The 25,084-nt window shown below is 64.0% G+C and carries 19 protein-coding genes and 2 pseudogenes; 12 read left to right on the top strand and 9 right to left on the bottom strand.

Annotation, left to right across the window (positions count from 1 at the left end):
• Nucleotides 1-6: 6 nt before the first annotated feature.
• Entirely contained in the window at nt 7-930 is a 924-nt protein-coding gene (locus FHW83_RS01235) for a LysR family transcriptional regulator (protein ID WP_176644556.1), read from the bottom strand.
• 109 nt (nt 931-1,039) lie between these two features.
• On the opposite strand from FHW83_RS01235, the gene FHW83_RS01240 reads away from it, so the two are divergent.
• The 4 genes from FHW83_RS01240 to FHW83_RS01255 all read left to right on the top strand — a co-directional run bounded on the left by FHW83_RS01240 (nt 1,040) and on the right by FHW83_RS01255 (nt 6,747).
• Nucleotides 1,040-2,128, top strand: coding sequence for a porin (locus FHW83_RS01240; protein WP_176644557.1), 1,089 nt, complete (start codon nt 1,040-1,042; stop codon nt 2,126-2,128).
• 18 nt (nt 2,129-2,146) lie between these two features.
• Nucleotides 2,147-2,938 carry a substrate-binding domain-containing protein gene (locus FHW83_RS01245; RefSeq protein WP_176644558.1) on the top strand — a complete coding sequence of 264 codons (792 nt, stop codon included), beginning with the start codon at nt 2,147-2,149 and terminating at the stop codon, nt 2,936-2,938.
• Nucleotides 2,939-2,960: 22 nt separating this feature from the next.
• Nucleotides 2,961-4,241, top strand: a complete 1,281-nt coding sequence (locus FHW83_RS01250; RefSeq protein ID WP_176644559.1) for an MFS transporter — start codon at nt 2,961-2,963, stop codon at nt 4,239-4,241.
• A gap of 94 nt (nt 4,242-4,335) precedes the next feature.
• Nucleotides 4,336-6,747: a sialidase family protein gene (locus tag FHW83_RS01255; RefSeq protein ID WP_229223969.1), complete on the top strand. Its 2,412-nt coding sequence runs from the start codon at nt 4,336-4,338 to the stop codon at nt 6,745-6,747.
• A gap of 65 nt (nt 6,748-6,812) precedes the next feature.
• Here FHW83_RS01255 and mqo read toward each other — a convergent pair whose 3' ends face one another.
• Nucleotides 6,813-8,528: a malate dehydrogenase (quinone) gene (gene mqo / locus FHW83_RS01260; RefSeq protein WP_176644560.1), complete on the bottom strand. Its 1,716-nt coding sequence runs from the start codon at nt 8,526-8,528 to the stop codon at nt 6,813-6,815.
• A gap of 396 nt (nt 8,529-8,924) precedes the next feature.
• Between mqo and FHW83_RS01265 the strand changes: the two genes are divergently transcribed.
• Nucleotides 8,925-9,674, top strand: a complete 750-nt coding sequence (locus FHW83_RS01265; protein WP_176644561.1) for an SDR family NAD(P)-dependent oxidoreductase — start codon at nt 8,925-8,927, stop codon at nt 9,672-9,674.
• 32 nt (nt 9,675-9,706) lie between these two features.
• Here the strand turns inward: FHW83_RS01265 and FHW83_RS01270 are convergent, their stop codons facing one another.
• Nucleotides 9,707-10,660 carry a LysR substrate-binding domain-containing protein gene (locus FHW83_RS01270; RefSeq protein WP_176644562.1) on the bottom strand — a complete coding sequence of 318 codons (954 nt, stop codon included), beginning with the start codon at nt 10,658-10,660 and terminating at the stop codon, nt 9,707-9,709.
• Between the two features lie 86 nt (nt 10,661-10,746).
• Here FHW83_RS01270 and FHW83_RS01275 point away from each other — a divergent pair, with 86 nt between their 5' ends.
• The 4 genes from FHW83_RS01275 (at nt 10,747) to FHW83_RS01290 (ending at nt 15,203) form a co-directional block, all read left to right on the top strand.
• Nucleotides 10,747-11,586 (top strand): transketolase, encoded by an 840-nt coding sequence (locus FHW83_RS01275; RefSeq protein ID WP_176644563.1) that lies wholly within the window; start codon nt 10,747-10,749, stop codon nt 11,584-11,586.
• Entirely contained in the window at nt 11,583-12,581 is a 999-nt protein-coding gene (locus FHW83_RS01280; protein ID WP_176644564.1) for a transketolase family protein, read from the top strand. Before FHW83_RS01275 ends, FHW83_RS01280 begins: the two co-directional genes overlap by 4 nt.
• A gap of 95 nt (nt 12,582-12,676) precedes the next feature.
• Nucleotides 12,677-14,005 carry an MFS transporter gene (locus FHW83_RS01285; protein ID WP_176644565.1) on the top strand — a complete coding sequence of 443 codons (1,329 nt, stop codon included), beginning with the start codon at nt 12,677-12,679 and terminating at the stop codon, nt 14,003-14,005.
• Nucleotides 14,006-14,108: 103 nt separating this feature from the next.
• Nucleotides 14,109-15,203: a porin gene (locus tag FHW83_RS01290; RefSeq protein ID WP_176644566.1), complete on the top strand. Its 1,095-nt coding sequence runs from the start codon at nt 14,109-14,111 to the stop codon at nt 15,201-15,203.
• Between the two features lie 19 nt (nt 15,204-15,222).
• Here the strand turns inward: FHW83_RS01290 and FHW83_RS01295 are convergent, their stop codons facing one another.
• The 3 genes from FHW83_RS01295 to FHW83_RS01305 form a co-directional block, all read right to left on the bottom strand.
• The gene (locus FHW83_RS01295) at nt 15,223-16,722 is read right to left on the bottom strand and encodes a glycoside hydrolase (RefSeq protein WP_176644567.1); all 1,500 of its coding nucleotides are present in this window, start codon (nt 16,720-16,722) and stop codon (nt 15,223-15,225) included.
• Nucleotides 16,719-18,239 carry a tryptophan halogenase family protein gene (locus tag FHW83_RS01300; protein ID WP_176644568.1) on the bottom strand — a complete coding sequence of 507 codons (1,521 nt, stop codon included), beginning with the start codon at nt 18,237-18,239 and terminating at the stop codon, nt 16,719-16,721. Before FHW83_RS01300 ends, FHW83_RS01295 begins: the two co-directional genes overlap by 4 nt.
• 132 nt (nt 18,240-18,371) lie before the next feature.
• Complete coding sequence (locus FHW83_RS01305) at nt 18,372-21,227, bottom strand: TonB-dependent receptor (protein ID WP_176644569.1); 2,856 nt, start codon at nt 21,225-21,227, stop codon at nt 18,372-18,374.
• Nucleotides 21,228-21,552: 325 nt separating this feature from the next.
• On the opposite strand from FHW83_RS01305, the gene FHW83_RS01310 reads away from it, so the two are divergent.
• Together FHW83_RS01310 and FHW83_RS01315 are read left to right on the top strand one after the other, a co-directional pair.
• A complete protein-coding gene (locus FHW83_RS01310; RefSeq protein WP_176644570.1) occupies nt 21,553-22,677 on the top strand; it encodes an efflux RND transporter periplasmic adaptor subunit in 1,125 nt (374 codons plus the stop codon).
• A gap of 12 nt (nt 22,678-22,689) precedes the next feature.
• A pseudogene (locus FHW83_RS01315) lies at nt 22,690-22,836 on the top strand (efflux RND transporter permease subunit); the annotation flags it as partial.
• 88 nt (nt 22,837-22,924) lie between these two features.
• On the opposite strand, the gene FHW83_RS01320 reads toward FHW83_RS01315, so the two are convergent.
• The 3 genes and pseudogenes from FHW83_RS01320 to FHW83_RS01330 all read right to left on the bottom strand — a co-directional run.
• Nucleotides 22,925-23,431: a hypothetical protein gene (locus FHW83_RS01320; RefSeq protein WP_176644572.1), complete on the bottom strand. Its 507-nt coding sequence runs from the start codon at nt 23,429-23,431 to the stop codon at nt 22,925-22,927.
• A 50-nt stretch (nt 23,432-23,481) separates the two neighbouring features.
• Nucleotides 23,482-23,919 carry a hypothetical protein gene (locus FHW83_RS01325; protein ID WP_176644573.1) on the bottom strand — a complete coding sequence of 146 codons (438 nt, stop codon included), beginning with the start codon at nt 23,917-23,919 and terminating at the stop codon, nt 23,482-23,484.
• Between the two features lie 229 nt (nt 23,920-24,148).
• Nucleotides 24,149-24,341: pseudogene (locus tag FHW83_RS01330) on the bottom strand (IS5/IS1182 family transposase); the annotation flags it as partial.
• Between the two features lie 274 nt (nt 24,342-24,615).
• On the opposite strand from FHW83_RS01330, the gene FHW83_RS01335 reads away from it, so the two are divergent.
• Entirely contained in the window at nt 24,616-25,023 is a 408-nt protein-coding gene (locus FHW83_RS01335; RefSeq protein WP_176644574.1) for a hypothetical protein, read from the top strand.
• The last annotated feature ends 61 nt before the right edge of the window (nt 25,024-25,084 follow it).

Below are 25,084 nucleotides of genomic sequence, written 5' to 3' on the forward strand. Positions count from 1 at the left end.
GCCGGCTCACGCCGGCGCGGCGGGACGGCGTTTTTTCTTGGGCAGGGCCGCGGCCAGCATCTCGAACAGGGTGCGCGCGGCCGGCGACATGCTGTGGTTGCGCTTGCTGATCAGGCCCAGGGTGCGCTGGATCGACGGGTTCACCAGCGGCACGCCGACGATGCCGTCCGGCCGTCCCGGCAGCACCGACAGGCCGGGCACGGCCGCCACGCCCATGCCCGCCTCGACCAGCGCCAGCACGCCGGAGACGTGGTTGACCTCGCAAAAAATCAGCGGGTGCTTTTCCACCCCGGCCAGGGCGGCGTCGATCACGCTGCGGTTGCCGCTGGATTTGGCGACCGAGATGTAGCGCTCGCCCACCGTATCCTTCCAGCTCAGCGTCTTGCGGCGCGCCAGCGGGTGGTCGCGCCGCATGGCCAGCACGTAGCGCTCCACGTAAATCGGCTCGAACACGATTTCCGGATCTTCCGCGCCGGTGAAATTGATGCCGAAATCGGCCTCCCCGGCCAGCACCAGGTTCAGCACGTCCTGCGCGCTCTCGTCGTGCACGCGCACGCGGATGCGCGGGAAGCGCGCGCTGAACTGCTTCAACACCTCCGGCAGGAAATGCCACACGGCCGACGGCACGCAGGCCAGGGTCACCGTGCCGGTGCGGTGAGCGGCCAGGTCGGCCACGCCCAGCACCGCGTCCTCCAGGCCGTCGAGCGCGGTGCGCACGTTCACCAGGAAGGTCTGGCCCACGTTGGTCAGCTGCACGCGCCGGGTGGTGCGCTCGAACAGCTTGACGCCCAGCCCCTCCTCCAGCTTCTCGATGCGCCGGCTCAGCGCCGACTGCGACAGGAACAGGTCGGCGGCGGCCTGGCGGAAGCTGGCGCGTTCGGCCACAGCGACGAAGGCGTGCAGATCGTGCAAATCATAATTGATGCGCATGGTGCATTAATCCACGTAAAAATTGCGATTATCAAATTATGCCATTTGGCGCATCATCCCTCCACTCAACAACCAGCCTCATCAAGAAGGCCGTCCTCAAGGAGACAGCATGCGCCATTCCTGCGCCCTCACCGCCCTGCTCATCGCCAGCGGCGCCTGCCCGGCCCAGACCGGCATCAGCCTGTACGGCATCGTCGATGTCGGCGTGCGCGGCAGCAACGGCCTCGGCGCCAACAACACCCCCACGGCCGACCGTAGCGGCGCCGTCAGCAGCGGCGTCAATGAAACCAGCCGCTGGGGCCTGCGCGGCCGCGAAGCGCTGGGCGGCGGCTGGGCCGCGCTGGTGCGGTTGGAGGGCGGCGTCAACGCCGACACCGGCGCCTCGGCCAAGAGCGACCGCCTGTTCGACCGGCAGGCGTGGGCGGGACTGGAAACGCCCTACGGCACGCTGGCGGCGGGCCGCCAGACCAATCTGCTGTCGGACGCCCTGATCAGCGTCGATCCGCTCGGCAAGCGCGACGCCAGCTTCAACCCCAACGTCAACATCGCCGGCTTGAGCAACACCGCCTTCGGCACCCATTCCTTCGGCCGGCAGTACGGCCCCAGCGGCTACAACGACAACTTCTACCGCCTCGACAACACCCTCAAATACACCGCCACCATCGGCTCGTGGCAGGCGCGCGCCGCCTGGTCATTCGGCGAGGTGGCGGGCGACAGCAGCGCCGGCTCCGCGCACGGCGTGGCGCTGGCCTATCAGCGGCCTGACTGGGTGGTGTCCGGGGCCACCTCGCAATTCCGCAGCCGCGAAGGCTTGCCGCTGGACGCCTGGACGCTGGGCGCGGCGCTGCGCGTCGACGGCTGGCAGTTCAAGGGCAATGCCGCGCGCAACAAGGCGGACACCGGCGCCGGCAAGACGGTCAGCCAGCGTGTGCTGTCGGCCGGCGTCAGCCGCGAGATCGTGGCCGGCCTGCTGGCCACCACCGCCTGGTACAGCGTGCGGCGCGAGGCCACCGGCCTGCGCGACGACGGCTTCGACCGCGCCTTCCTGTTTCTCGAAAAAACGCTGGCGCCACGCACCACCGCCTACGCCGAAGCCGATTACACCACCTGGCGCGGCGACGCCGCCGGCCAGACCGGCACCCGTCCCAACGACCGCCACGGCAGCGGCCTGACGGTCGGCCTCATGCAAAAGTTTTAACGCAAACAAGGAGTTCTTATGCGACCACATCACCTCAAACACGGCACGCTGGCGGCGCTGGCCGCCTTGGCGCTGACGCTGAGCGGCATGGCCCCGGCCGCCGAGCTGCGCGTCGTCAGCTCGGGCGGCTTCGCCCAGGCCTACAAGGACTTGTCCGCCCCTTACGAGCGCGCCAGCGGCGACCATCTGGTGTCCGCGTGGGGGCCGTCGATGGGCACGACCAGCAACGCCATCCCGGCGCGCCTGGCCCGGGGCGAGCCGATCGACGTGGTCATCATGGTGGGCGAGGCGCTCGACCGGCTGATGGCCGAGGGCCGCCTGGAACCGGGCAGCAAGGTGGTGCTGGCCGACTCGCCGATCGCCTGCGCCGTGCGCCATGGCGCGGCGCGGCCCGACATCGGCACCGTCGACGGCCTGCGCCAGGCCTTTCTGAGCGCGCGCCGCGTGGCCTATTCCGACAGCGCCAGCGGCGAATACATCAAGCGCCAGCTGCTCGACAAGCTGGGCATCCGCCAGCAGATGGAGGGCAAGGCGGCGCAGATTCCCGCCACCCCGGTGGGCGAGATCATCGCCCACGGCGAGGCCGATTTCGGCTGCCAGCAGCGCAGCGAACTGCAGCCGGTGGCCGGCATCGACGTGGTCGGCCTGATCCCGCCGGAGGTGCAGCTGCGCACGCAGTTCGCCGGCGCGGTGGTGCGCGGCGCCAGCCAGCCGCAGGCCGCGCGCGCCCTGCTGCGCTTCCTGGCCTCGCCCGCGAACGCCGCCGCCATCGAGGCCACCGGCCTGGAGCCGGTCACGGCGCCACATTGACCATTTTTTCAGAAAGCGCATCATGAACACGCACTCCACCGCCACCGCCCCCCGTCACGCCGCCACGGCGCCGCCACGCCAGCCCTCCAGGCTGGGCGCCGTCATCCGCGTCACCAGCGGCAACTTCATCGAGATGTACGACTTCTTCCCGGCCGCCAGCGAGTACGCGGCGCTGATGATGACCTTCGCCACCTTTGGCGCCGGCTTCTTCATGCGGCCGCTGGGCGCCATCTTCCTCGGCAGCTATATCGACCGCATCGGCCGCCGCAAGGGGCTGGTGCTGACGCTGGGCATCATGGCCTCCGGCACGGCGCTGATCGCCTTCGTGCCCGGCTACGCCACCATCGGCCTGCTGGCGCCGCTGCTGGTGTTGATCGGCCGCCTGCTGCAGGGTTTCTCGGCCGGCGTGGAGCTGGGCGGCGTGTCGGTCTATCTGTCGGAGATGGCCACGCCGGGCAACAAGGGCTTCTATGTGAGCTGGCAATCGGCCAGCCAGCAGGTGGCGGTAATCTTTTCCGCCGCGCTGGGCTATGGCCTCAACCACGCCATGCCCGGGGAGGTGATCGCCGACTGGGGCTGGCGCATCCCGTTCTTCATCGGCTGCTCGATCATCCCGGTGGTGTTCTACATCCGCCGCTCGCTGCAGGAAACCGAGGCCTACCTGGCGCAGAAAAGCCATCCGACCTTCCGCCAGATGATGCGCACCATCGCCGTCAACTGGCCGCTGGTGACGGTGGGCGCCATGCTGGTGGTGCTGACCACGGTGGCGTTCTACATGATCACCGTGTACACGCCCACCTTCGGCAAGAGCGTGCTCAAGCTGAGCACCGGGGACGCCCTGCTGGTCACCCTGTGCGTGGGCGTGTCGAACTTCATCTGGCTGCCGGTGATGGGGGCGCTGTCGGACCGCGTCGGCCGCTGGCCGGTGATGGTGGCCTGCGCGTCGCTGACGGCGCTGACCGCCTATCCGGCGCTGTCATGGCTGATCGCCAACCCCAGCTTCGGCCATATGGTGATGGTGGAACTGTGGCTGTCCTTCCTGTACGGCAGCTACAACGGCGCCACCATCGTCGCCCTGACCGAAATCATCCCGGCCCAGGTGCGCACCACCGGCTTCTCGCTGGCCTACAGCCTGGCCACCGCCCTGTTCGGCGGCCTGACGCCGCTGTTGTCGACCTGGCTGATCGAGGCAAGCGGCGACAAGGCGGCGCCCGGCTACTGGATGGCGGGGGCCGCCACCATCAGCCTGATCGCCACCGTGCTGGTGTACCGCGGCATCGTCAGGGAGCGTGCCGCGGGGTAATAAATTTCGTTCAGGGAATTGGCTTTTTTCGTAATTGCGACGCCAATGGGGCCTCCGTATGCTGCACCGATCACTATAAGTTTGGGAGGAGCAAATGCGTATCCGGAGACAATCGCCACACCTGAAAACGCAAGTTTTCCGCCTGGTCAGCTTGTCAGCCATGCTGGCACTTGCGGGCTGCGGCGGCGGCGGCGGCTCGGCGCCCGTCGTCGCGTCAGATACGGTGGTCACGCCGCCGACCACGACCACGCCGACCACACCCACCACGCCAACCACCCCAACCACGCCGACCACGCCCACCACCCCGACCACCCCGACACCGACGGCGGCCGCCACCTGGAACAGCGTGAAATGGGGCGGCGGCGGCTATGTCAGCGGCCTGATCTTCCATCCGACCACCGCCAACCTGCTGTACGCGCGCACCGACATCGGCGGCGCCTATCGCTGGAACCAGGCCGCGGCGTCCTGGACGCCGATCACCGACGGCCTGGGCTTCGGCGCCGCCGAGAGCAAATACCACGGCATCGAAAGCATCGCCCTCGATCCGAACAACGACCAGTTGGTCTACATGGCGACCGGCATGTACACGTTTGAAGGCAACGGCCGCCTCTACCTCTCCAGCGACCGCGGCGACCACTGGACCCACGTCGACCTGCCGTTCCCGGTGGGCGGCAACAACGGCGGCCGCGCCATGGGCGAACGCCTGATGGTCGATCCCAACAAACCCTCGACCTTGTTCTACGGCTCGCGCACGGCCGGCCTGTGGAAGAGCGTGAACTCGGGCCAGAGCTGGAGTCAGGTGACGTCGCTGTCCTCCGCCGTCATGACGCAGGACCAGGTCAACGCCGTGGGCGGCAGCGCGATGGGCGTGGAGGTGGTGGTGTACGACACCGGCACCAAGGGCGGCGGCACGGCCACCCCGACCATCTACGCCGCCATCGCGCCCGACTACGCCAGCGTGGCCGGCCTGAGCGCCAACCTGTACAAATCCACCAACGGCGGCGCCAGCTGGACCCCGGTGACGACGCCGGTGACCGGCTACCACATCCCGCACATGGTGCGCGCGGCCGACGGCATGTTCTACGTGGTGTTCACCAAGGACGCCGGACCGGGCGCCGGCGGCCCCGGACGCTTCTACAAGTTCGACGGCAGCAACTGGACCCTGCTCAAGAGCGAGGACCCGGCCGGCGGCACCAACTTCGGCCTGGGCGGCGTGTCGGTCCAGGGCAGCGGCGCGACCACCCGCATCGCGCTGGGCGTGACCAACTCCTGGGGCAACTGGGCCGGCCAGCAGATCGTGCAGCTGTCCGACGACGGCGGCAAGACCTGGCGCGAGATCGAGGCCACCATGCCGGGCGAGATCGCCTCCGGCTGGGTGGACGACGTCGAGATCGATCCATCCAACCGCGACCACATCCTGCACGTGCACGGCGGCGGCATCGTCGAGACCCGCAACGCCTCCTCGGCCACGCCAAGCTGGAGCGGCGCGATCACCAACATCGAGGAGACCGCCACGCTGTCGCTGGTGACGCCGCCGGCCGGCGCGCCGTACAAGTTCATCAACAGCGCCGGCGACATCGGCACCTGGCTGCAGACCGACCTGAGCGTCAAGCCGACCATGGGCCCGACCGCCAACTGGAGCAACGGCAACGCCGCCGACATGGCCTGGTCCGATCCGCTGTACATCGCCGGCGCCGGCGTGGCCAACTGGTCGGGCGCGGGCGGCTTCGGCTTCTGGTCCGGCGACGGCGGCAAGACCTGGTCGAACTTCGCCACCCTGCCCGCCGGCGCCCAGGCCAACACCGGCGCGGCCGGCAACATCGCGGTGCCCTCGCGTGGCAACATCATCTGGGCGCCGGCCAACTCGGTGCCCTCGTACAGCACCAACAACGGCGCCAGCTGGACCGCCACCAACCTGCCGGCGCTGGCCGTGGTCGGACAAAACTGGGATCGCGGTTACCGCCTGGCGGCGGACCGCAAGAATCCGAACAAGGTCTACGCCTACGATTCGGGCGGCGCGACGTGGGCCACGCCGGGCAAGCTGTACGTCTCCACCGATGGCGGCCACAGCTTCACGCTCAGCCAGGGCTCGGTGGCGGCCAACCTGGCGCCCAACGCCTGGGGGGCGACCTCGATGGCGGTCAACCCCAACGCCGAGGGCGACCTCTGGCTGGCCGACGGCAACACCGTGTACCACTCGCTCGACTCGGGCGCGACCTGGACCAAGCTCAACAACTTCGCCACCAGCGGCGGCACCTCGGGCGCCAGCCTGATCGCGCTCGGCAAGGCGGCGCCCGGCGCCAGCTACTCGGCGGCGGTGTACGTGGTGGGCGTGGTCAACGGCGTGTGGGGCGTGTACCGCTCCGACGATGGCGGCGCCAGCTGGACGCGCTTCAACGACGACGCCCACCAGTTCGGCGGCATCGGCGTGATGGCGGCGGACTGGAACAGCTACGGCCGGATCTACATCAGCGGCACCGGCCGCGGCCTGCTCTACTCCAACTGAGCGGTGAAATAGAAAAGGGCAGCCTCGACGGCTGCCCTTTTTTCATTGGCCATCGCCAGCCAGGATTACAGCGCGATGTCCGGCACTTTCTTCACCTCGCCCGGTTTTTCGGTGGCGGGGGCGGCCGGGGCGAAACCGTCCAGGCTGGGCGACGCGATCGCCAGTTGCAAGGTCTCCGCGGTGCTGGCCCATTCGGCCGCCAGCAGGTCCGGGTTGTCGTTCAGCTTTTTCCCGTAGGTCGGCACGATCTCGTGGATCTTGTCGCGCCAGGCGGCGGTCTTCATGCGGTCCGGGAAAACCTTCTCCAGCAGCGACAGCATGATGGCTGGCGAGGTCGAGCCGCCCGGCGAGGCGCCCAGCAAGGCCGACACCGAGCGGTCGGCGGACACCACCACCTCGGTGCCCAGCTTCAGCACGCCGCCCTGGCCCGGCACGTTCTTGATGATCTGCACGCGCTGGCCGGCCTGCCACAAGCGCCAATCCTCGTCCTTGGCCTCCGGCATGTAGCGGCGCAGCGCGGCCATTTTTTCCTCCTTGGACAGCTCCAGCTGCTGCGCGAGGTATTTGACCAGCGCGAATTCATGCATGCCGACCTGCAGCTGCGGGATGATGTTCGAGGGCGTGGTCGCCTTCGCCATGTCGAAGTAGGAGCCGTGTTTCAGGTATTTGCTGGACCAGGTGGCGAACGGGCCGAACAGCAGCACCGTTTTGCCATCCAACACGCGGGTGTCCAGGTGCGGCACCGACATCGGCGGCGAGCCGGTGTCGGCCAGGCCGTACACCTTCGCCAGGTGGCGCGAGGTGATCTGCGGATTCTCGGTCACCAGGAATTCGCCGCCCACCGGGAAACCGCCGTATTGCTTGGCCTCCGGAATGCCCGACAACTGCAGCAGCGGCAGCGCCGCGCCGCCCGCGCCGATGAAGATGTGGCGCGCGTCGATCGTGCGCACCTTGGCTTTGTCGCGGATGTCGAAGGCGGACACGCGCCAGCTGCCATCGTCGTTGCGCGTGATCGAGCGCACCTCGTGGCCGGTCGTAATCGTCACGCCGCGTTGGTTGAGGTGCTGGTAGAACTGGCGCGTGATCGCGCCCAGGTTGACGTCGGTGCCCAGCGGCGAACGGGTGGCGGTCACCACCTCCTCCGGCTTGCGGCCCTCCATCATGATCGGGATCCACTCCTTGATCTTGACCGGGTCGGTCGTCATTTCCATGCCGGCGAACAGCGGCGACGCCTTCAGCGCCTCGACCCGTTTGCGGATGAACTCGCGATTCTCCTCGCCAAACACCAGATTCATATGCGGCGTCGAATTGATGAATTCGCGCGGGTTGCCTAGCAGGCCCTTGCGCACCTGATGCGACCAGAACTGGCGCGAGATCTGGAAATTCTCGTTGATCTCGACCGCCTTGGAAATCTGCACCTTGCCCTTGTCGTCCATCGGCGTGTAGTTCAGTTCGCACAGCGCCGAGTGGCCGGTGCCGGCGTTGTTCCAGCCGTTGGAGCTTTCCTCCGCCACCTTGTCGAGGCGCTCGAACACTTCGAAGGTCCAGCTTGGCTCCAGCTCGGCCAGGTAGACGCCGAGGGTGGCGCTCATGATGCCGCCGCCAATCAGCAGCACGTCGACCTTGCGATCGGCCTTGTCGGCACGGAACTGGCCGCCGAACAGCACGGAATAGCCGCCCCACACCGCCGCGGCGCCGACCGCCGCCCCGATGAACTTGCGCCGGGAGAAACGCCGGCCCTTGGTGGCCGCTTCCGTATTGTTGTTATTGGATGGGCTCATGGATTTATCCTCTTAAAAAAACTGAAACGCCGGGCAACCGCGATCGGCAGCGATGGACGCTATTCGGCTCTGCTTGCCTGGGTGGCGGGCGCGGTACTGATCGTCCTTCTTGTGGACGATGTCTCCGGGTGACAGGAATGTTTTGGCGCATGCCAGCCGGCATGCAATTGTCTTGGCCGGCATATTAAATTGCGCCAGAACGCAAAACCATTGTGGTTAACCGAAGTTTGACCGAAATGTACCGGCAATTTGATGGATGAGGCGCACAAATGTGAAAAAGGCAAGCACCCGGGCGCTGGGATGAATTGTTTTCGCGCTCCCTTGAGATTTCCTCGTTTGTCCGCCCCGCCCGCTTCGGGGAACATGGCGTCACCACATGAACCTTTGGAGACTGACATGTTACTGAAAGATCGAATCGCCATTGTGACGGGCGGCGCCGGCGTGAACGGCCTGGGCTACGCGACCGCGCGCATGATGGCGGAACAAGGGGCGCGCGTCGTGATCCTCGACCTGGCGGCCAGCAATCCGGCCGGCGCGGCCGCCGAGCTGGGGCCGGAACACCTGGGCGTGGTGGCCGACATCACCGACAAGGAACAGTGCGAGGCCGCCGCGCGGGCGGTGCTGGCGCGCTACGGCCGCATCGACATCCTGTTCAACAACGCCGGCATCACCCAGCCGCGCAAGACGCTGGAGATTTCCGCGTCGGACTATGACGCCGTGCTCGACGTCAGCCTGCGCGGCACGCTGCTGATGTCGCAGGCCGTGCTGCCCGCCATGCGCGAGCAGGGGCAAGGCAGCATCATCTGCACCTCCTCGGTGTCGGCGCAGCGTGGCGGCGGCATCCTTGGCGGCCCGCACTACTCGGCCGCCAAGGCCGGCGTGCTCGGGCTGACCCGGGCGATGGCGCGCGAGTTCGGGCCGGAAGGCATCCGCGTCAACGCCATCACGCCCGGCCTGATCGCGACCGACATCATCAAGGGCAAGCTGAGCGAGGAGCGCAAGGGCGAGATCGCCGAGCAGATCCCGCTGGCGCGCCTGGGCCGGGCCAGCGACATCGCCGGCGCGGTGGTGTTCCTGGCCAGCGATCTGGCCGCCTACTGCACCGGCATCACGCTGGACGTCAACGGCGGCATGCTGATACACTGACCCGCCAGCCGCCAGCCGCCAGCCGCCAGCCGTCAGACAGCGCAGCGCCCGGTTGCTCTGGGCTGCGCTTCGAAGTCGGCGAAGCCCCGGATCCACTCCACCACCGTCCTCACCGCCTGCAGTCCATCCCTGCTCTTCGGCACCACCAGATGATGGGCCGTCGCCTCGACGGCCAGTTCGCCGAATGGACAGACCAGCCTGCCCTGGCGCAGGTACTCATGGACCAGCACCGTGCTCTCGATGCACATCCCCAGGCCATTCTCCGCCGCGCTCAAGGTCATGAAGGCGCGATCGAGGCGCAGGCCGCGCACCGGCCGGTCGCAGGCGGGCGCGAACCGCGCGATCCACGCGTCCCACGAGGTCAGCGACACGTCGTTCTGGATCAGGTAGAAGTTCTCGATATCGCTGGCCGGCAGCGGCAGCGTCCAGCCCTCCACCAGCTGCGGGCTGCACACCGGCAGATAACGCTCGCCGCGCGAGATCGGCTCCACGTTGACGCCGGCTGCCGCCGGCGGCCGGCCATACGTCACCGCCACGTCGACCCCGCTGTTGGAAAAGTCGGGCGCCTGGTGGACCGCCCACAGCCGCACGTCGATGTCGGGATGGGCGCGCAGGAAGGCCGGCAGGCGCGGCATGATCCAGATCGCCGCGAAGCTGGGCGCGCTCTGGATGGTCACCACCTGCTGGTGGCTGCCGCGATCGAGAATGGTGCGCAGCTCGTCGTCGATGTCGCCGAACGAGCGCCGGATCACCTCATACAGGCGGGCGCCTTCCGCGGTCGGCTCCACGCCGCGCCGCGCGCGCTCGAACAGCTGGGTGCCCAGCGCCTCCTCCAGCGTCTGGATCGAGTGGCTGATGGCCGACGCCGTGATCGACAGCTCCTGCGCCGCCGCGGCGAACGAGCGGTGCATGTACGCGGCCTCGAAGGCCTGCAAGCCCTTGAGTGAAGCCTTGCGCAGGGCGCGGTATCGCTGAACTGGTTTCATCTATCGCTAAAAATTACTCGCTATACGGTTCATCCACCTGATCCTACACTCGTCTGGTCAAACCACAAACCAGATTGGAGACAGTTATGCAGAAACCAGACTCCCTGCGGCAGGCGGCCTATCGCATCCGCCGCTACGCCCTGCGCATGGGCGAGGTCCAGGGCCAGGGCTACGTCGGGCAGGCGCTCGGCATGGCCGACATCCTGGCCGTCGCCTACCGGCACGCGCTGAATTATCGGCCAGATGAACCCGAATGGGAAGGCCGCGACCGCTTCCTGCTGTCGCACGGCCATTACGCGATCGCGCTCTACGCGGCCCTGCTGGAGGCCGGCGTCCTGCCCGAATCCGAGCTGGAGACCTATGGCAGCGACGACAGCCGCCTGCCGATGTCGGGCATGGCCACCTACACGCCCGGCATGGAAATCTCCGGCGGCTCGCTCGGCCAGGGCCTGTCCATCGCGGTCGGCATGGCGCTGGGGCTGCGCCAGAAGAACAACCCCGCCTTCGTCTACAACTCGATGTCGGACGGCGAGCTGGACGAGGGCTCGACCTGGGAGGCGGCGATGTCGGCGGCCCACTACGGCCTGCGCAACCTGATCACGCTGGTCGACATCAACAACCAGCAGGCCGACGGCCCGTCGGGCAAGATCCTCGGCTTCGAGCCGCTGGCCGACAAGTGGCAAGCGTTCGGCTGGTTCGTCCAGCGCGTCAACGGCAACGATATCGGCGCCGTGCTGCGGGCGTTCGACACCGCGCGCGACCACCCGCTGCCGCAACCGCGCGTGATCCTGTGCGACACCCTGATGGGCGCCGGCGTGCCCTTCCTCGAGCAGCGCGACAAGAACCATTTCATCCGCGTCGAGGCCGACGAATGGCAGCAAGCCATCGCGCTCCTCGATGCGCGGCACGCGGGAGAGCAAGCATGAACAGCACCATCAGCAAGCCACGTTTGACCACCTCGGCCATGATCGCGTCGATCGCCGCCGAAGGCCAGCGCACCCGCGGCGCGCCGTTCGGCAACGCGCTGGTGGCACTGGCCCGCCAGCGGCCGGACATCGTCGGCATGAGCGCGGACCTGGCCAAATACACCGACCTGCATCTGTTCGCCCAGGAATTCCCGCAGCGCTTCTTCCAGATGGGCATGGCCGAGCAGTTGCTGATGGGCGCGGCCGGCGGCATGGCCAAGGAAGGCTTCACGCCCTTCGTCACCACCTACGCGGTGTTCGCCGCGCGCCGCGCCTACGACTTCATCCATCAGGTGATCGCCGAGGAAAACCTGAACGTCAAGATCGCCTGCGCCCTGCCCGGCCTGACCACCGGCTACGGCCCCAGCCACCAGGCCACCGAGGACATCGCGATTTTCCGGGGCGTGCCTGGCCTGATCATCGTCGACCCGTGTGACGCGCTGGACACCGAGCAGGCGGTGGCGGCCATCGCCGAGCACCAGGGACCGGTCTACCTGCGCCTGCTGCGCGGCAAGGTGCCGCTGGTGCTGGACGAGTATGATTACAAGTTCGAACTCGGCAAGGCCAAGCTGCTGCGCGACGGCCGCGACGTGCTGATCATCTCCAGCGGCATCCTGACCATGCGCGCGCTCGAAGTGGCGCAGGCGCTGCGGGCCGACAAGGTCGACGTCGCGGTGCTGCACACGCCCACCATCAAGCCGCTGGACGAGGAAACCGTGATCCGCGAGGCGCGGCGCGGCGGCCGGCTGGTGGTGGTGGCCGAGAACCACTCGGCCATCGGCGGCCTCGGCGAGGCGGTGGCCGGCACCCTGCTGCGCGCGGGCGTGGCGCCGGCCTTCCGCCAGATCGCCCTGCCCGACGCCTTCCTCGACGCCGGCGCGCTGCCCACGCTGCACGACCGCTACGGCATCTCGACGCAGGCGATGGCGGCCAGCATCAAGTCCTGGCTGCGCTGACCGGCCGGGCCATCCGAACGCGCGGCATCCCCCCATCAAGGGCATCAAGACCCGGGGGCGGCCGCGAATAAAACGAGAATAATCTGGAGACAACAATGAAATCACCTTCCGTGTTACCCCCGGCGGCCGGCGCCACGGCGATCGGCGCCGGCGCCAGCGACTTCGAAGCGCGCACCTATGCCAAGGTCACGCGCAGGCTGGTACCCTTCCTCATGCTGTGCTACCTGGCCGCCTACCTGGACCGCGTCAACGTCGGCTTCGCCAAGCTGCAGATGCTGAGCGACCTGCGTTGGAGCGACACCGTGTACGGCCTGGGCGCCGGCATCTTCTTCCTCGGCTACTTCCTGTTCGAGGTGCCGAGCAACCTGATCCTGCATCGCTTCGGCGCGCGCCGCTGGCTGGCGCGCATCATGATCACCTGGGCGCTCATCTCGGCCAGCTTCAGCCTGGTCCAGTCGCCCACGCTGTTTTACGTGCTGCGCTTCCTGCTGGGCGTGGCCGAGGCCGGTTTCGCGCCGGGCGTCATCCTCTACATCACCTACTGGTTTCCGCAGGCGCGCCGCGCCAAGGTCATGTCGCTGTTCTTCATGGCGATCCCGCTGGCGAGCATCGTCGGCGCGCCGCTGTCGGGATGGATCCTCGAGGCCTTCTCGGGGGTGTACGGCCTGAAGGGCTGGCAATGGCTGTTCGCGCTGGAGGCGCTGCCCTCGATACTGCTGGGCATCGCTATCCTGTTCTACCTGGACGACAGCGTGGAGGCGGCCTCGTGGCTGACGCCCGAGGAGAAGCGCGTGCTGCAGCGCAATCTCGCCAGCGAGAACGCCGACAAGGTGGCCCACCATTCGGCCGCCGCCTTCCTGGCCGACCGCCGCCTGTGGCTGCTGACCGCGATCTACTTCTGCATCGTGATGGGCCAGTACGGCATCACCTTCTGGCTGCCGGCCATCGTCAAGAACGCCGGGGTGGGCAGCGCCGGCATGGTCGGCCTGCTGGCGGCGATCCCGTACGGCGTGGCGCTGGCCTGCCTGCCAATGATAGGCCGCAGCGCCGACCGCACCCGCGCCCGGCGCCTGCACTGCGGCGTGCCCATGCTGGTGGCCGCCGCCGCCCTGCTCGCCCTGCCCTTCACCGAGGGCGTCGGCATGGCGCTGGTCCTGCTGAGCGCGGCGGCGGCGGGCGCGATCAGCGGCACCTCGCAGTTCTGGACCCTGCCGACCGCCTTCCTGGGCGGCATGACGGCGGCGGCCGGCATCGCCACCATCAACTGCATCGCCAACCTGGCCGGCTTCTTCTCGCCTTCGCTGGTGGGCTGGCTCAACGACGTGACCGGCAAGCAAGGCGCCGGGCTGATGCTGACCTCGGCCGCCTTGCTGCTGGGCGCCTGCCTGCTGTTGCTGGTGCCGAAGCAGATCGTCGACCGCTAAACCTTCCCCCTTCCCGCACACACGAGCCGAATCCTCCGCGTCCCGCGCGGAGGCGGGACCGGCTTTGCCTGCGGCGATCGATTCAGAAAAAAAAGGAGACCTGATGAACACCCACACCAAACACCGGCGCCTTCTGATCGGGCTGCTCGGCGCGGCCACGGCCGCCAGCGGCGCGACCGTCCACGCCCAGAGCGCCGTCATTCCCTACGGCTTGATCGACATGGCGGTCGTACGCGAGGCCGGCGGCGCCGGCGGCGCGGCGACCAAACTGACCAGCGGCGTCAGCGTGGGATCGCGCCTTGGCTTCAAAGGCAGCGAAGACCTCGGAGACGGACTGTCCGCCGTGTTCGTCCTGGAGAGCGGTTTCCAGGGCGACACCGGCATCATGGGGCAAGGCGGGCTGCTGTTCGGACGGCAGGCCTACGTCGGCCTGAGCGGGAATTTCGGCACGGTACTGATCGGTCGTCAATACACGCCGCAATATCGCGTGGTGGCACTTGCCGATCCGTTCGGGTCGGGTTATGTCGCGGACAGCAAGAACATCGTCGCGACCAGCGGCAACTCGTTCAGCCGGATGGACAACGCCGTCAAATACCAGTCGCCGACGGTGGCCGGCGTGAGCCTGGAGCTCGCGGCCGCGCCGGGCGAGGTCTCGGGCGACAGCGCGGCCGGCCGCCAGTTCGGCGGCGCGCTCGCCTACGTGGCCGGACCGCTGCAGCTGCGCGCCGGTTACCACAACCGCAACAACGACACCGCCACGGTGAAAAACACCGAGAACGCCCGCAACGCGGTGGTGGCGGCCGTCTATGACTTTGGCGGCCTCCAGGCGCACCTCCTGTACAGCGCCAATCAAGGCCTGAACAGTTCGGTGCTGCGCAACACCGCCAATCCGTTCGGCCGCGCCACGGCGCCGCTGGCATCGACCAACAGCCGCGACATCCTGGCGGGCTTGACGGTGCCGTTCGGGCCGCACACCGTGCTCGCGTCCTACATCCACAAGGATGACCGGACAGCGCTGAACCAGGACGCCAGCCAGCTGGCGGTCGGCTACCGCTATACCTTGTCCAGGCGCACCAGCGTGTACGCCGTGCATGCCCGCATCGACAACCGGAATGGCGCCGGCTACACGATCGGCAACGCGAGCGAAGCGGGCAGCGGCAATCGCGGCACCAGCGTCGGCATCAGTCACGCATTTTGACGCGGGAGCAAATAACATCCTATTTTCGGGGCGTCGCAACGATAGTCACCACGGACATAGGGCGCGAATGCACGGATAAGCCAGCGGCGCATGATGCCGGTTTCAGCGTCGCGAAGCTTTCTTTTGCCTCCGTAATAAAAGTCTTGCATGTCCATTGGCCGCGTTTTGTGTCTGGCAGCCGGATGTCCAGCGTCCGCGAAATGATGCCTGGATTGACCACCACCATGACGACTTCATTCGTTTTCGGATTTTCCGCCACTAACGCATCCGGGTGATCTGATTTCAGGAACCGATAGCCCGGCCTGACGAATTTGGTGAAATGAGCAAACGCCCAGAATTTCTTCGTGAGCTGATATTCCGGCCGTGCCAGATTTGAGAAGTCAGCCTTGATTAATCCCCAGTTCGAGCTGCTCTTTGGGTCCGGAGAAGACTTGTTTTCTATCGCTTGCCATAGAACCCAGGCACGGGGGTTCATGCTGTGGATGTCGGTAACGATCTGCTGGGCCAGCGCAATGGCTGGACGCATGTCGTTGATGTCTTCACGCACATTGCTGGGCGATAGATCGACTTCCGACATCCACAACCGTTTTCCGGACGCTTCCGCAATATCCCTCACCCCACTTTTCCCGATCCATTCGTAGCTATGGACGTTGATTTGTCGGATGACAGCTTTCGCATCGGCTGATAAACCGGCCCAATCAACGAAGAACGTCTGCGGATTGGTTTCGTCCGGCCCAGAAATTTCGGTCCGCATTCCGTATTCGCTCAACACCTGAGCCAGCGCAATAAACATTCGCGACTGCGCTTGCGGCGACCAATGGGCGCCTTCCTGGGTGTTCTTGGAAAACCAATAGGGCGTATTGGGTTCATTGACCGGAGACAGTGTTCTAAAACGAATGCCATGCCGCCGCTCAAGCTCCGCTGTTACCCGCGCCAGATACCTGGAAAATTTAACTTCAAAACCTGGAATCAGGTTGTCCTCCAACCCATCGACGTTACCGGAGACCAAACCACTGCGGGTCATGAAGTATGGCGGAGAGTTTGAAAACGCCTCAAAAATCAATTCTTGCGGCGCTACCCGCGCTTTGATCGCGTCAAGCCACCAGCGCTGCCCTGTATCCGCAGACCAGTCCCAGGCATCCGCGGAGTCCGGATTCCAGTCTGTCCCGGATTGCCCAGCCGGCTTGCGCCAGAATCCGGGAACATCGCCACCGGGGCGCAGATACGAAGGTGTCTCGGGCGCATTACCGCCGCCAATGTTGTACCGCGCGATATTCAGCGCAAGACCGTCCCGTCCATAGAGCAAGTCGGCCAACTGGGTGCGCTGGGGCTCGGCGAATCTCCCTGTGACATGGGCAAACCAGCTCAGAGCGGTTCCCCATCCTTCAAACGGCGACCCCGGATGGCGCCGGTCGACATTCACAACGACGGACACCTGCGCCGGCTTTTCGTCCTTGTCCTCCGCATGCGCGCCGATTTGCAGGAAACACAGCGCCACTAATACGATACGGAAGATCATGGCTGCCCCTCTATCGAGGTAAGCTTCTTTTCTTTGATGTAGGTGGCATGATCCGAGAGCCGCGAGACGATTTGTTTAAAGTTGCGCGCGAGATTGCCGTACGCCGCCGCGAGCACCTTGTCGTCTTGCAGGGCCATCGTCGGCATGTAAGTCCTAGGTCGAATCCCCTGCCCCAGAAGGACCGAATGCCACGATGTGCTTTGGAACAGTTCTTCAGCGGCGAGGTTCAATTGTCCACGCTCGCGGAACAGCTCGATTCTCTCCCGCAGGCTGTCTGGTATCGGCATGGCTTTTACGTAGCGCCATAATTCCGAGTCGTCGCGTTCCGTGGCGTGGTAATGCAGGATGAGGAAGTCTCTGACATTTTCGATCTCCCGCATGGTGTCCCGGTTGAACGCCTGCGCGCACACCGGAGAAAAATCCGCATCCGGAAAATAGCGGATGAGCCGCTGGATGCTGGATTGAATAAATTGAATGCTGGTGGACTCCAGCGGTTCAAGAAACCCGCTGGCAAGCCCGATCGACACCACGTTCTTGTGCCAGGGCGTTCTACGCCTTCCCGCTGTGAACCTGATGCGGTTAACCGGTGCCAGCGGCGTTCCCTCCAATCCGTCCAACAGGCACCGCTCCGCCGCTTCATCGGTGGCGAATTCGCTCGAATACACCACACCGTTGCCAACGCGATGTTGCAAAGGTATCCGCCACTGCCAACCAAAAGGCCGGGCCGTGGATATCGTGTAGGGATTCAGCGCCAGCTTCCGCTCACAAGGCACCGCGCACGCGCGATTCATCGGCAACCAACGCGACCAGTCCTCATATTCGACACCCAGCTCCTGCCCAATCAGCATGGCACGCATGCCGGAGCAGTCGATAAACAAGTCACCCGAAACAAGCTCGCCCGACTTGAGCTTCAGACTCGTGATATGCCCATTCTCGGCGTCACGTTCCGCCGCCAGCATGTCGCCAATCTTGTGCCGCACCCCGCGCGCCAGGCAGAGACCCTTCAAATATTTCGCATAGCGGCCGGCGTCGAAATGATAGGCGGACTGAAGATGCTGCAGCGGATCGCCCGGCCGTTCAGACGCGGGCGCGAATACGTTGCCGCGAGCGGCCAGGGTACCTAGCGAGAACTCGGAAAAGTCAGGAACCTGCCCCTGCTCCTTCAAGCGCAGCCAGTACTGGAAGAAGTAGCCGATGTCGCGCTCCACCCCATACACGCCAAAGGGGTGGAAATACGTCGAACGTTCATTCAGCCAGCCGCGAAATTCAATACCGAGTTTGAACGTCGCCCCAGTGGCGCGCATGAACTCGGCCTCATCAACGCCTATCATTTGATGAAACGCGCGGATTGGCGGGATCGTCGCCTCTCCAACACCCACCGTGCCTATGACGTCCGACTCGACCACGCTGATCTCGACGGCCTGACCAAATGTGTGGGACAACGCGGCCGCTGTCATCCATCCGGCGGTACCGCCGCCAAGGATCACAACTTTAGTAATCCATTTATCCTTTACCATCACATCCCCTCCTTCGACCGCATGGCGGCTTGTTCTGATTGCTTACCCTCACAAGGCTGAAAAAAACGCGCCGCGGAAAGACGCGCGGCGCGTTCGCTCATGCCAGCTTTGCGCGGGGTAACCCGCGCGATGCTAGAAGCTCGCTTTCAGGGCCACGCTATATCGACGGTCGTTGAGTTGCCACAACAAACCGCCCGAGGGGCGCGTGACGTACGTATGGTACATAGAGTTTTTCAGATTAACGGCGTCCGCTGACAACGTGAAGACCTTGTTAATCTGATAGCTCACCGAGGCATCGAGCGACGAATAGGGTGCCGCATACTGGTTTGCACCGAACACACCACTACCATTGATTTGGTCAAGGTAAGCGGAACGCCAGTTGTACGCGATACGGGCCTGGATCGGGCCCTGTTCATAGAGCGCGATCAGGTTGTAGCTGTTCTTGGACAGCTTCGGCAAGGGGACAAGGGACCCAGGACTGAGCTCAACTTTTGAGTCGACATAGGTATAGTTGGCCTGCACGCCAAAGCCTTTGAACGGGTCGGGAAGGAAATCAAAGAATTGCGTGAAGCCAGCCTCAATGCCTTTTACCGTTCCCTCACCCAGATTAATGCTGGTGCCGATATCGTACACGACGCCACCGAAGTTCATCGCTTGGATGCCGCTGGCCTGGTAACCCTTGATATCCTTCTTGAATACACCCAGGAACGCCATATTGGCGGTGCCCCAATAATCTTCCGCCGTCAAGTCATACGAAGTCGCGGTCATGGGCTGCAAGAACGGATTACCGGAACTGCCGGTGGGGCGTCCGTTGGCGTCGTACTGCGAGGGGATGTTCGGATTCAGCTGGACATGGGCGGCCATATCGCTAAAGTTTGGCCGCGTCATCGTCTTGCCATAGCCAAAGCGGATCTGCAACTCGTCGTTCAGGTGCAGGCGCGTGTTGAGGCTGGGGAGTACATTCGAGTAGCGATTATTGAGAACGGCCGCGTGTGACCCGGCGCTATCCTGGACATAGCCAATCGAAGTCTGATCGGTCCTGACAAATCGAACCCCGGCGGTGCCATCGAGGGCGTAGCCGAATACGTCTGCGCCGAAGTCGCCCGTCAGGAACAGGGACCGCGTCTTTTCATGTTGCTCATTGATGTCCCCTGGGGCAAACGACGTAGAGAAGGTATACGAATTTGGCTTCCCGGCGAATAACTGCGCGTAAGTCTGGACGGTGCGATTGAAAACGCTTGAGTTGGGATCGGCGTACTCGGGGAACACGGCGACAGGGAAACCAATGCCCGGCTTCATGAAGTTGCTGGCAGGCCCGGCGTAGGCGAGATTCGGATGCTGAGCCACCGGAATAAGCGGGCACGCTCCCCAGCTAGGGTTGGTGCCCGTATCATTACAGACGCCGGTGTTGTTCCAGTTGCCCCGCAATAGCACCTTGGTGTCGGCCAGGCGAACGCCGGCGTGCAGCTTGCTAAAGAAATGATCGCCAACGTCGTAGTCGAAATCCTGGCTGAGAGCCGACATGTGCAGCTTGTCGCGGTCGATCGCATTGGCAAGCCACTCATAATTCCAATTCTTCGGATCGCCAAAACGTGCGTACGGGTTGCTCGGGTTGGCCGGATCAACGATGGAAAACACGGGGATCTTGCCGCGCACGTCGAAGGCCAGGTTGAGATTGGGAATATTGGCGACGCTTCTGTTTTCGTTATCGTACAGCTTGATCGAGTCGCCGTTGCGGTCGGCCTCGTAGGCGGCGCTTTCATAAGCGAAATCAGTCTTGGACTTGAGCTTGTCCGAGATGCGCCACTTAAGGTTCACGGCGGATAAGTTGGTGCGGTTGCGCACTTCCTGGTCAAACCGCGAGGAAGAGAAAATTTGCGACGCCAGGGTGCCGCTCGTGGCGCTGCCATCCGCGCCCCAAGTCCATGTGGAACCGGCCGCCGCGCGCGGGTCACTGTTCTTGTCGTCGCCGTAGATGTATTCCCCGCGACGGATAAACTTATAGTTCGAATAGAGATTTTGCGCCGTGAACAGCATGTCGTCGTTCACCTGCCATTGGTAGGCGAGCGCCACACCCTCGCGCTTTCGGCTGCCTGAGTCCTGGTACATCTCGAAGGAAGTCGGCACATAGAGTTCCGACAGAGCCCCCTTGTTTGGCATCGAATTGAAGGCCGCGACCTTGGCCGCCGAGGGGACTTGGGTCGGGTCGTTCGAGCATTTCCCAACCGTTGCGGTAAGACAGTGCTGCTGCTGTTGCAGAACCGCATCCTGGCGATAGTAGGTCTCACTTACCGTCGCATTCACCAGGATGCCCATGCGGCCGGCACCGGTGTCGAAGCGCCGGCTCAAAAGCCCCGACCCCGCCGGTGAGGACTTGCGAATCCGGTCGTAGTAATTAGACTTGAGCGTAATAACGTTGATGTCTTCCTTCGAGTCGAATGGCAGTCGCGTGCGAATGTTGACCACGCCGCCGACACCACCTTCGATCAAGTTGGAGGCCGCGTTCTTATAGACGTCAACCCCGGCCATGAGTTCAGAAGGAAGCCCTTCCAGATCCGGCGCCCGACCGCCGTTGGCGGTAAAAAAGTCGCGTCCGTCGATCAGGTTGCGGACCTGTGTGATGCCGCGGATCGTGATCGCGGGCTCGGTGCGATGGTCGTAATCCGTGCCCCCCTCACCATAGCGACGCTGGATCTGCACCCCGGCGACACGCTGCAACGACTCGACGGTATTCACGTCCGGCAGCTTGCCGATATCGGTTGCCTGGATCGAATCGACTATCTGATTCGAGTCCTGCTTGAGATCGCGCGCCGACTTCAACGCTGCCCGCTGCCCCGTGACGACCACGGTGTTCGAGCTATTCGCGTCCTCGCTTGCCTTGGCGGCGGCGCCCTCTTGCGCGTGCGCGGCCAATGGCCCTGCCATTGCGAGCGCGCACGCTTTGGCCAAGACCGTTTTTTTAATCATTTTTCTATTACCGTTTCGCATAGCTACGTCTCCCTTAATAGTTTTTATGAAGTAGTGCCTCAACAGGTACGAATTGTTCGATTCGGCGCCTCCGCGCCCGTCTCCTCCCGACGATTGAAATACTTGATTGCCCTAAAACCAGTTGAACTAATAATGTGCGCCAGTAAAGTCTATCAACGTCAATCATGTGACTGGTATGATGCTTTTCACACAAGCTATTGCGTTTTCGTATATCAAAGCCGCCTCAAATGGAGTCGCCCCCCCCCTCCACACAATCTCCACACTACCGCCATAGGACCGCAAAACCCGGCAAGTAACATCGCCTTTTATTTGAAGGGGGAGGAATATGGATCTCAGGTACTGGCCGCTGATGACAGCCGCGCTCATGCTGGCGGCTTGCTCGGGCCAAACGGAACAGGCGGCCACCGAGCCGCCGCCCCCTGTCGTCACCGTACTGCCGGTTGAACTCAGCCCGGTGACCCTCACCGATGAACTGCCCGGCCGCGTCACGGCTTACCGCACGGCCGACATCCGGCCGCAAGTCGGCGGCATCGTACGGCGCCGGTGGTTCGAACAAGGCGCCGAGGTGCGCGCCGGCCAAAAGCTGTTCCAGCTGGACCCGGCGCCGCTGAAGGCGGAATTCGATGCCGCCGCCGCGTCGCTGCAGCACGCGGTGGCGACGCTGGCGCGCGCCGAGCGCCAGGCCGAGGGTCTGCAGCCGCTGATCGGCGCGGACGCCATCAGCCGCCAGACCTACGACGACGCCGTCTCCGAGCGCGACCTGGCCGCCGCCAACGTCGCGCAGGCGCGCGCCACGCTGGAGCGCAAGCGGCTCGACCTGTCCTTCGCCACCGTGCAGGCGCCGATTGCCGGGCGTATCGGCCAGGAACTGGTGTCCGAGGGCGCTCTGGTCGGCCAGTCCGACGCCAACCCGATGGCGCGCATCATGCAAATCGACAAGGTGTATGTCGACGTGCGCCAGCCGGCCTCCATGCTGGCCTCGCCGCACGCGCTGCGCACGGCCGGCAGCCGGACGGTGGTGATCCTGTCGCCCGACGGCCAGCCCTATCAGGCGGCGGCCAGGCTGCTGTTCAGCGACCTGAACGTCGACGCCGGCACCGGCGACGTCACCGTCCGCATGCTGGTCGACAACAAAGACCGCACGCTGCTGCCGGGGATGTTCGTGCGCGCCCGCATCACCCGCGCCGATCCGGACCAGGCGCTGCTGGTGCCGCAGCAGGCGGTGCAACGCCGCGCCGACGGCAACCCGACGGTCTGGACGCTGGACAAAACCGGCAAGGCCAGCCAGCGCGAAGTCGCCGTGGGCGAAGTCATCAATCACCACTACCTGGTGCGCAGCGGTCTGCGTGCCGGCGAGACGCTGGTGGTCGAGGGTCAGGAGCGCTTGCAGGAAGGATTGCATGCGAAACAGCATTTGTGGAAGCCGCCCGCGCGCTCCGCACAACGATAAGGACCAGAGCTCATGTCGCAGTTTTTCATACGCCGCCCCGTGTTCGCGTGGGTGGTGGCGATCTTCATCACCTTGTTTGGCCTGATCGCGCTGTCCAGCCTGCCGATAGCGCGCTTCCCATCGGTGGCGCCGCCCAGCGTGTCGATCTACGCCAGCTATTGCTGAGGTTTGACAGGGCGCGAAACGACCGAAATGGCGGCGGACTCGTCTTTATCGTCAGCCATTGCAAAAAATGTGGCCTTTTGCTTTAGAGCTGGAACGATCGCATCACGCCGCCGGCGTCCTCGACCCGCAAGGTGTGGGTGGACTCGTCAAGCGCGATCCTCGGTGCCGGCGTCTTGTACCAGTTAAGCCAGTTCGTCACGCTGGCCGTCGATTGCGCCCAGTCCAGCGTGCTGATGTCCTGCTTCAGCAATTCCCGTCCGGAACGCGATAGCACGATTAGTTGATACTGGTTCAGATACTTGATATTCGACAGCCCGACGATGTACTGTGAATCCGCTGAGATCCAGAGGTAGGTGATGGCGGGGACTGCCTTGTCGAACAGTTCCTTGCCCGACGTCCGATCGACAGCCCGCAAGGAGGACAGGTGCGTTGGCGTGCTCCAGTCGTGGTGATGCTCGACGGATAACGTATCCGAGGTCTTCTTCAGGTCCAGTATCCCGCGATACGCCGCGCGGTCCGCCAAGGCGGGAGGGGCGAGCAACACGAAGAACGTGGCGGCCAACCAGGTCGAAATTAATGTCCTCATCATTTCACCTTTTAAGTTTTAGAACATCGGTAAATGGTGCGCGGGCATGGCGATCAACTCGTGTGTTCGGTCGAATTGGTCAGGGTGACGGTACCATTTTCGCTGGTGTAGGCATCACGCGTTGGCTCGCCTAGCTGGTTGGCGATGACCGTTTCTTTCTGCGTTGCGTACGCCTCGCTCTCGGCGGAAGTAGCGGTAAGGTTCGGATCCATGGAGTGAGCGATTTCATGCGCCAATCCAAGCGCTGCGGACTGCACGCCGACCACGCCATTGTTGGATACCGCCAAGCCGGAATTTGGGTCCCACGATACGCCTGGCATGCCATAACTGTCGTTACCATTGTGAACGATGTTGATCGTCAGTCCGACGCTGGCGTTCAGGGCGCTGAGAGCCTCTGGACTCTGCGAAAGATAATTCAAAGCCAGGTTAAATTTTGCGATATCGTCCGCTGTGGCGCCTTGCAAGTTGAAGTCGGCAGAGGTCAGTGGCATGGTAATCCTTCATCGGAAGTAGGCTGGGGAATGGATTTCTCATCCTACATGCCAAAGAAATAATGCATATTTCGAAATATTGCAAACTTGGATCTTTTTTGTAACGGAGCATGTCTCGGTGTCGCCGCGCGCGCCAACTCAGGGGCATTCATTTTGAAACGTCTTCTTAGAGAGGCTTAGCAGGCTGCTGAAATATCCCTCGGATTCAGCGGCCCTTAGCTCTTGATGCCGTCACCATGGCATTGGCGATGAGGCCGTGCCGGTTATCGCTCAGGGTGTGGCTCATGTAGCGCAGCTCACTGGCCGTATTACCTTTGGCGAGACTCGGGATCTGTCCTGGACTGGTGCGTGTCGTTGCCGCGCAGCTCGCCTTTGAAGCTGCCGCCATCACCATGGTCTTGGTCGTCGTTATCTTTACGCACAAGGGGGAGTTTTTTGAAGGAGGTCATGAAGCGAGCATAGAACTCGCACGGCAAACGATCAACGGCAAATAGGCCGTCTCACACGCGGTCTACCACGTTTTTCGTGTGGTTTACACTGCGTTTGAGACAGCTCAATTGAACGTAAGTCTTTGAATTTATGGGGGCGAGGATCGGAGTCGCATTGACCTTCCTCCTATGGTAAGCTCTAAACTGCTGACAACAATGGCTGGTCATCCTCCATTGAGATGAGTAAAGATACAATTAACACCGATTAATGAAAATCTCCCGTCCCTCACGCGTTCTGACGGCAATCGTCGCGATCATCAGCCTACTGTATATGCAGTTCGCTGTGGCGTCCTACGTTTGCCCAGGCCAGCAGATGGGAGGTTCCAGCGTTACCAAGGCTGCGGGCACGATGGCTGTCGACATGCCTAACTGTCAGGGCATGGATGCGACGCAACCTGGGCTTTGCCACCTGTATGGACACGATGTCGCCTCCAAACAGTCGCTCGACAAGACGCCGATGCCCGACGTGCCGCCTTTTGTGCAGGCCGAACTGCTTTTGAGCTTGCAACTTACTGATGCCGTCATCGTTCATGTAAATTCTCATCAGGTACCCGTGGCTCTATCCCGCGCCACCGCTCCCCCCATAGCAATACGCCACTGCTGTTTCCGCATTTAATACTCCACATCGCTTAGTCCGTCACCGCCCGCCGCTTGCGCGCGCGGTGTTGTCTATCGCA

The organism is Duganella sp. SG902 (assembly GCF_013376005.1).
Classification (GTDB): Bacteria; Pseudomonadota; Gammaproteobacteria; order Burkholderiales; family Burkholderiaceae_D; genus Rugamonas.

Excerpts from the sequence above, each read along its gene's own strand:
- FHW83_RS01325 (WP_176644573.1), bottom strand. The coding sequence starts at position 23,919 with ATGCCACTGACCTCTGCCGACTTCAACTTGCAAGGCGCCACAGCGGAC.
- FHW83_RS01245 (WP_176644558.1), top strand. The coding sequence starts at position 2,147 with ATGCGACCACATCACCTCAAACACGGCACGCTGGCGGCGCTGGCCGCC.
- mqo (WP_176644560.1), bottom strand. The coding sequence starts at position 8,528 with ATGAGCCCATCCAATAACAACAATACGGAAGCGGCCACCAAGGGCCGG.
- FHW83_RS01275 (WP_176644563.1), top strand. The coding sequence starts at position 10,747 with ATGCAGAAACCAGACTCCCTGCGGCAGGCGGCCTATCGCATCCGCCGC.
- FHW83_RS01300 (WP_176644568.1), bottom strand. The coding sequence starts at position 18,239 with ATGGTAAAGGATAAATGGATTACTAAAGTTGTGATCCTTGGCGGCGGT.
- FHW83_RS01335 (WP_176644574.1), top strand. The coding sequence starts at position 24,616 with ATGAAAATCTCCCGTCCCTCACGCGTTCTGACGGCAATCGTCGCGATC.
- FHW83_RS01265 (WP_176644561.1), top strand. The coding sequence starts at position 8,925 with ATGTTACTGAAAGATCGAATCGCCATTGTGACGGGCGGCGCCGGCGTG.
- FHW83_RS01280 (WP_176644564.1), top strand. The coding sequence starts at position 11,583 with ATGAACAGCACCATCAGCAAGCCACGTTTGACCACCTCGGCCATGATC.
- FHW83_RS01310 (WP_176644570.1), top strand. The coding sequence starts at position 21,553 with ATGGATCTCAGGTACTGGCCGCTGATGACAGCCGCGCTCATGCTGGCG.
- FHW83_RS01320 (WP_176644572.1), bottom strand. The coding sequence starts at position 23,431 with ATGATGAGGACATTAATTTCGACCTGGTTGGCCGCCACGTTCTTCGTG.
- FHW83_RS01285 (WP_176644565.1), top strand. The coding sequence starts at position 12,677 with ATGAAATCACCTTCCGTGTTACCCCCGGCGGCCGGCGCCACGGCGATC.
- FHW83_RS01295 (WP_176644567.1), bottom strand. The coding sequence starts at position 16,722 with ATGATCTTCCGTATCGTATTAGTGGCGCTGTGTTTCCTGCAAATCGGC.
- FHW83_RS01240 (WP_176644557.1), top strand. The coding sequence starts at position 1,040 with ATGCGCCATTCCTGCGCCCTCACCGCCCTGCTCATCGCCAGCGGCGCC.
- FHW83_RS01235 (WP_176644556.1), bottom strand. The coding sequence starts at position 930 with ATGCGCATCAATTATGATTTGCACGATCTGCACGCCTTCGTCGCTGTG.
- FHW83_RS01305 (WP_176644569.1), bottom strand. The coding sequence starts at position 21,227 with ATGCGAAACGGTAATAGAAAAATGATTAAAAAAACGGTCTTGGCCAAA.
- FHW83_RS01255 (WP_229223969.1), top strand. The coding sequence starts at position 4,336 with ATGCGTATCCGGAGACAATCGCCACACCTGAAAACGCAAGTTTTCCGC.
- FHW83_RS01290 (WP_176644566.1), top strand. The coding sequence starts at position 14,109 with ATGAACACCCACACCAAACACCGGCGCCTTCTGATCGGGCTGCTCGGC.
- FHW83_RS01270 (WP_176644562.1), bottom strand. The coding sequence starts at position 10,660 with ATGAAACCAGTTCAGCGATACCGCGCCCTGCGCAAGGCTTCACTCAAG.
- FHW83_RS01250 (WP_176644559.1), top strand. The coding sequence starts at position 2,961 with ATGAACACGCACTCCACCGCCACCGCCCCCCGTCACGCCGCCACGGCG.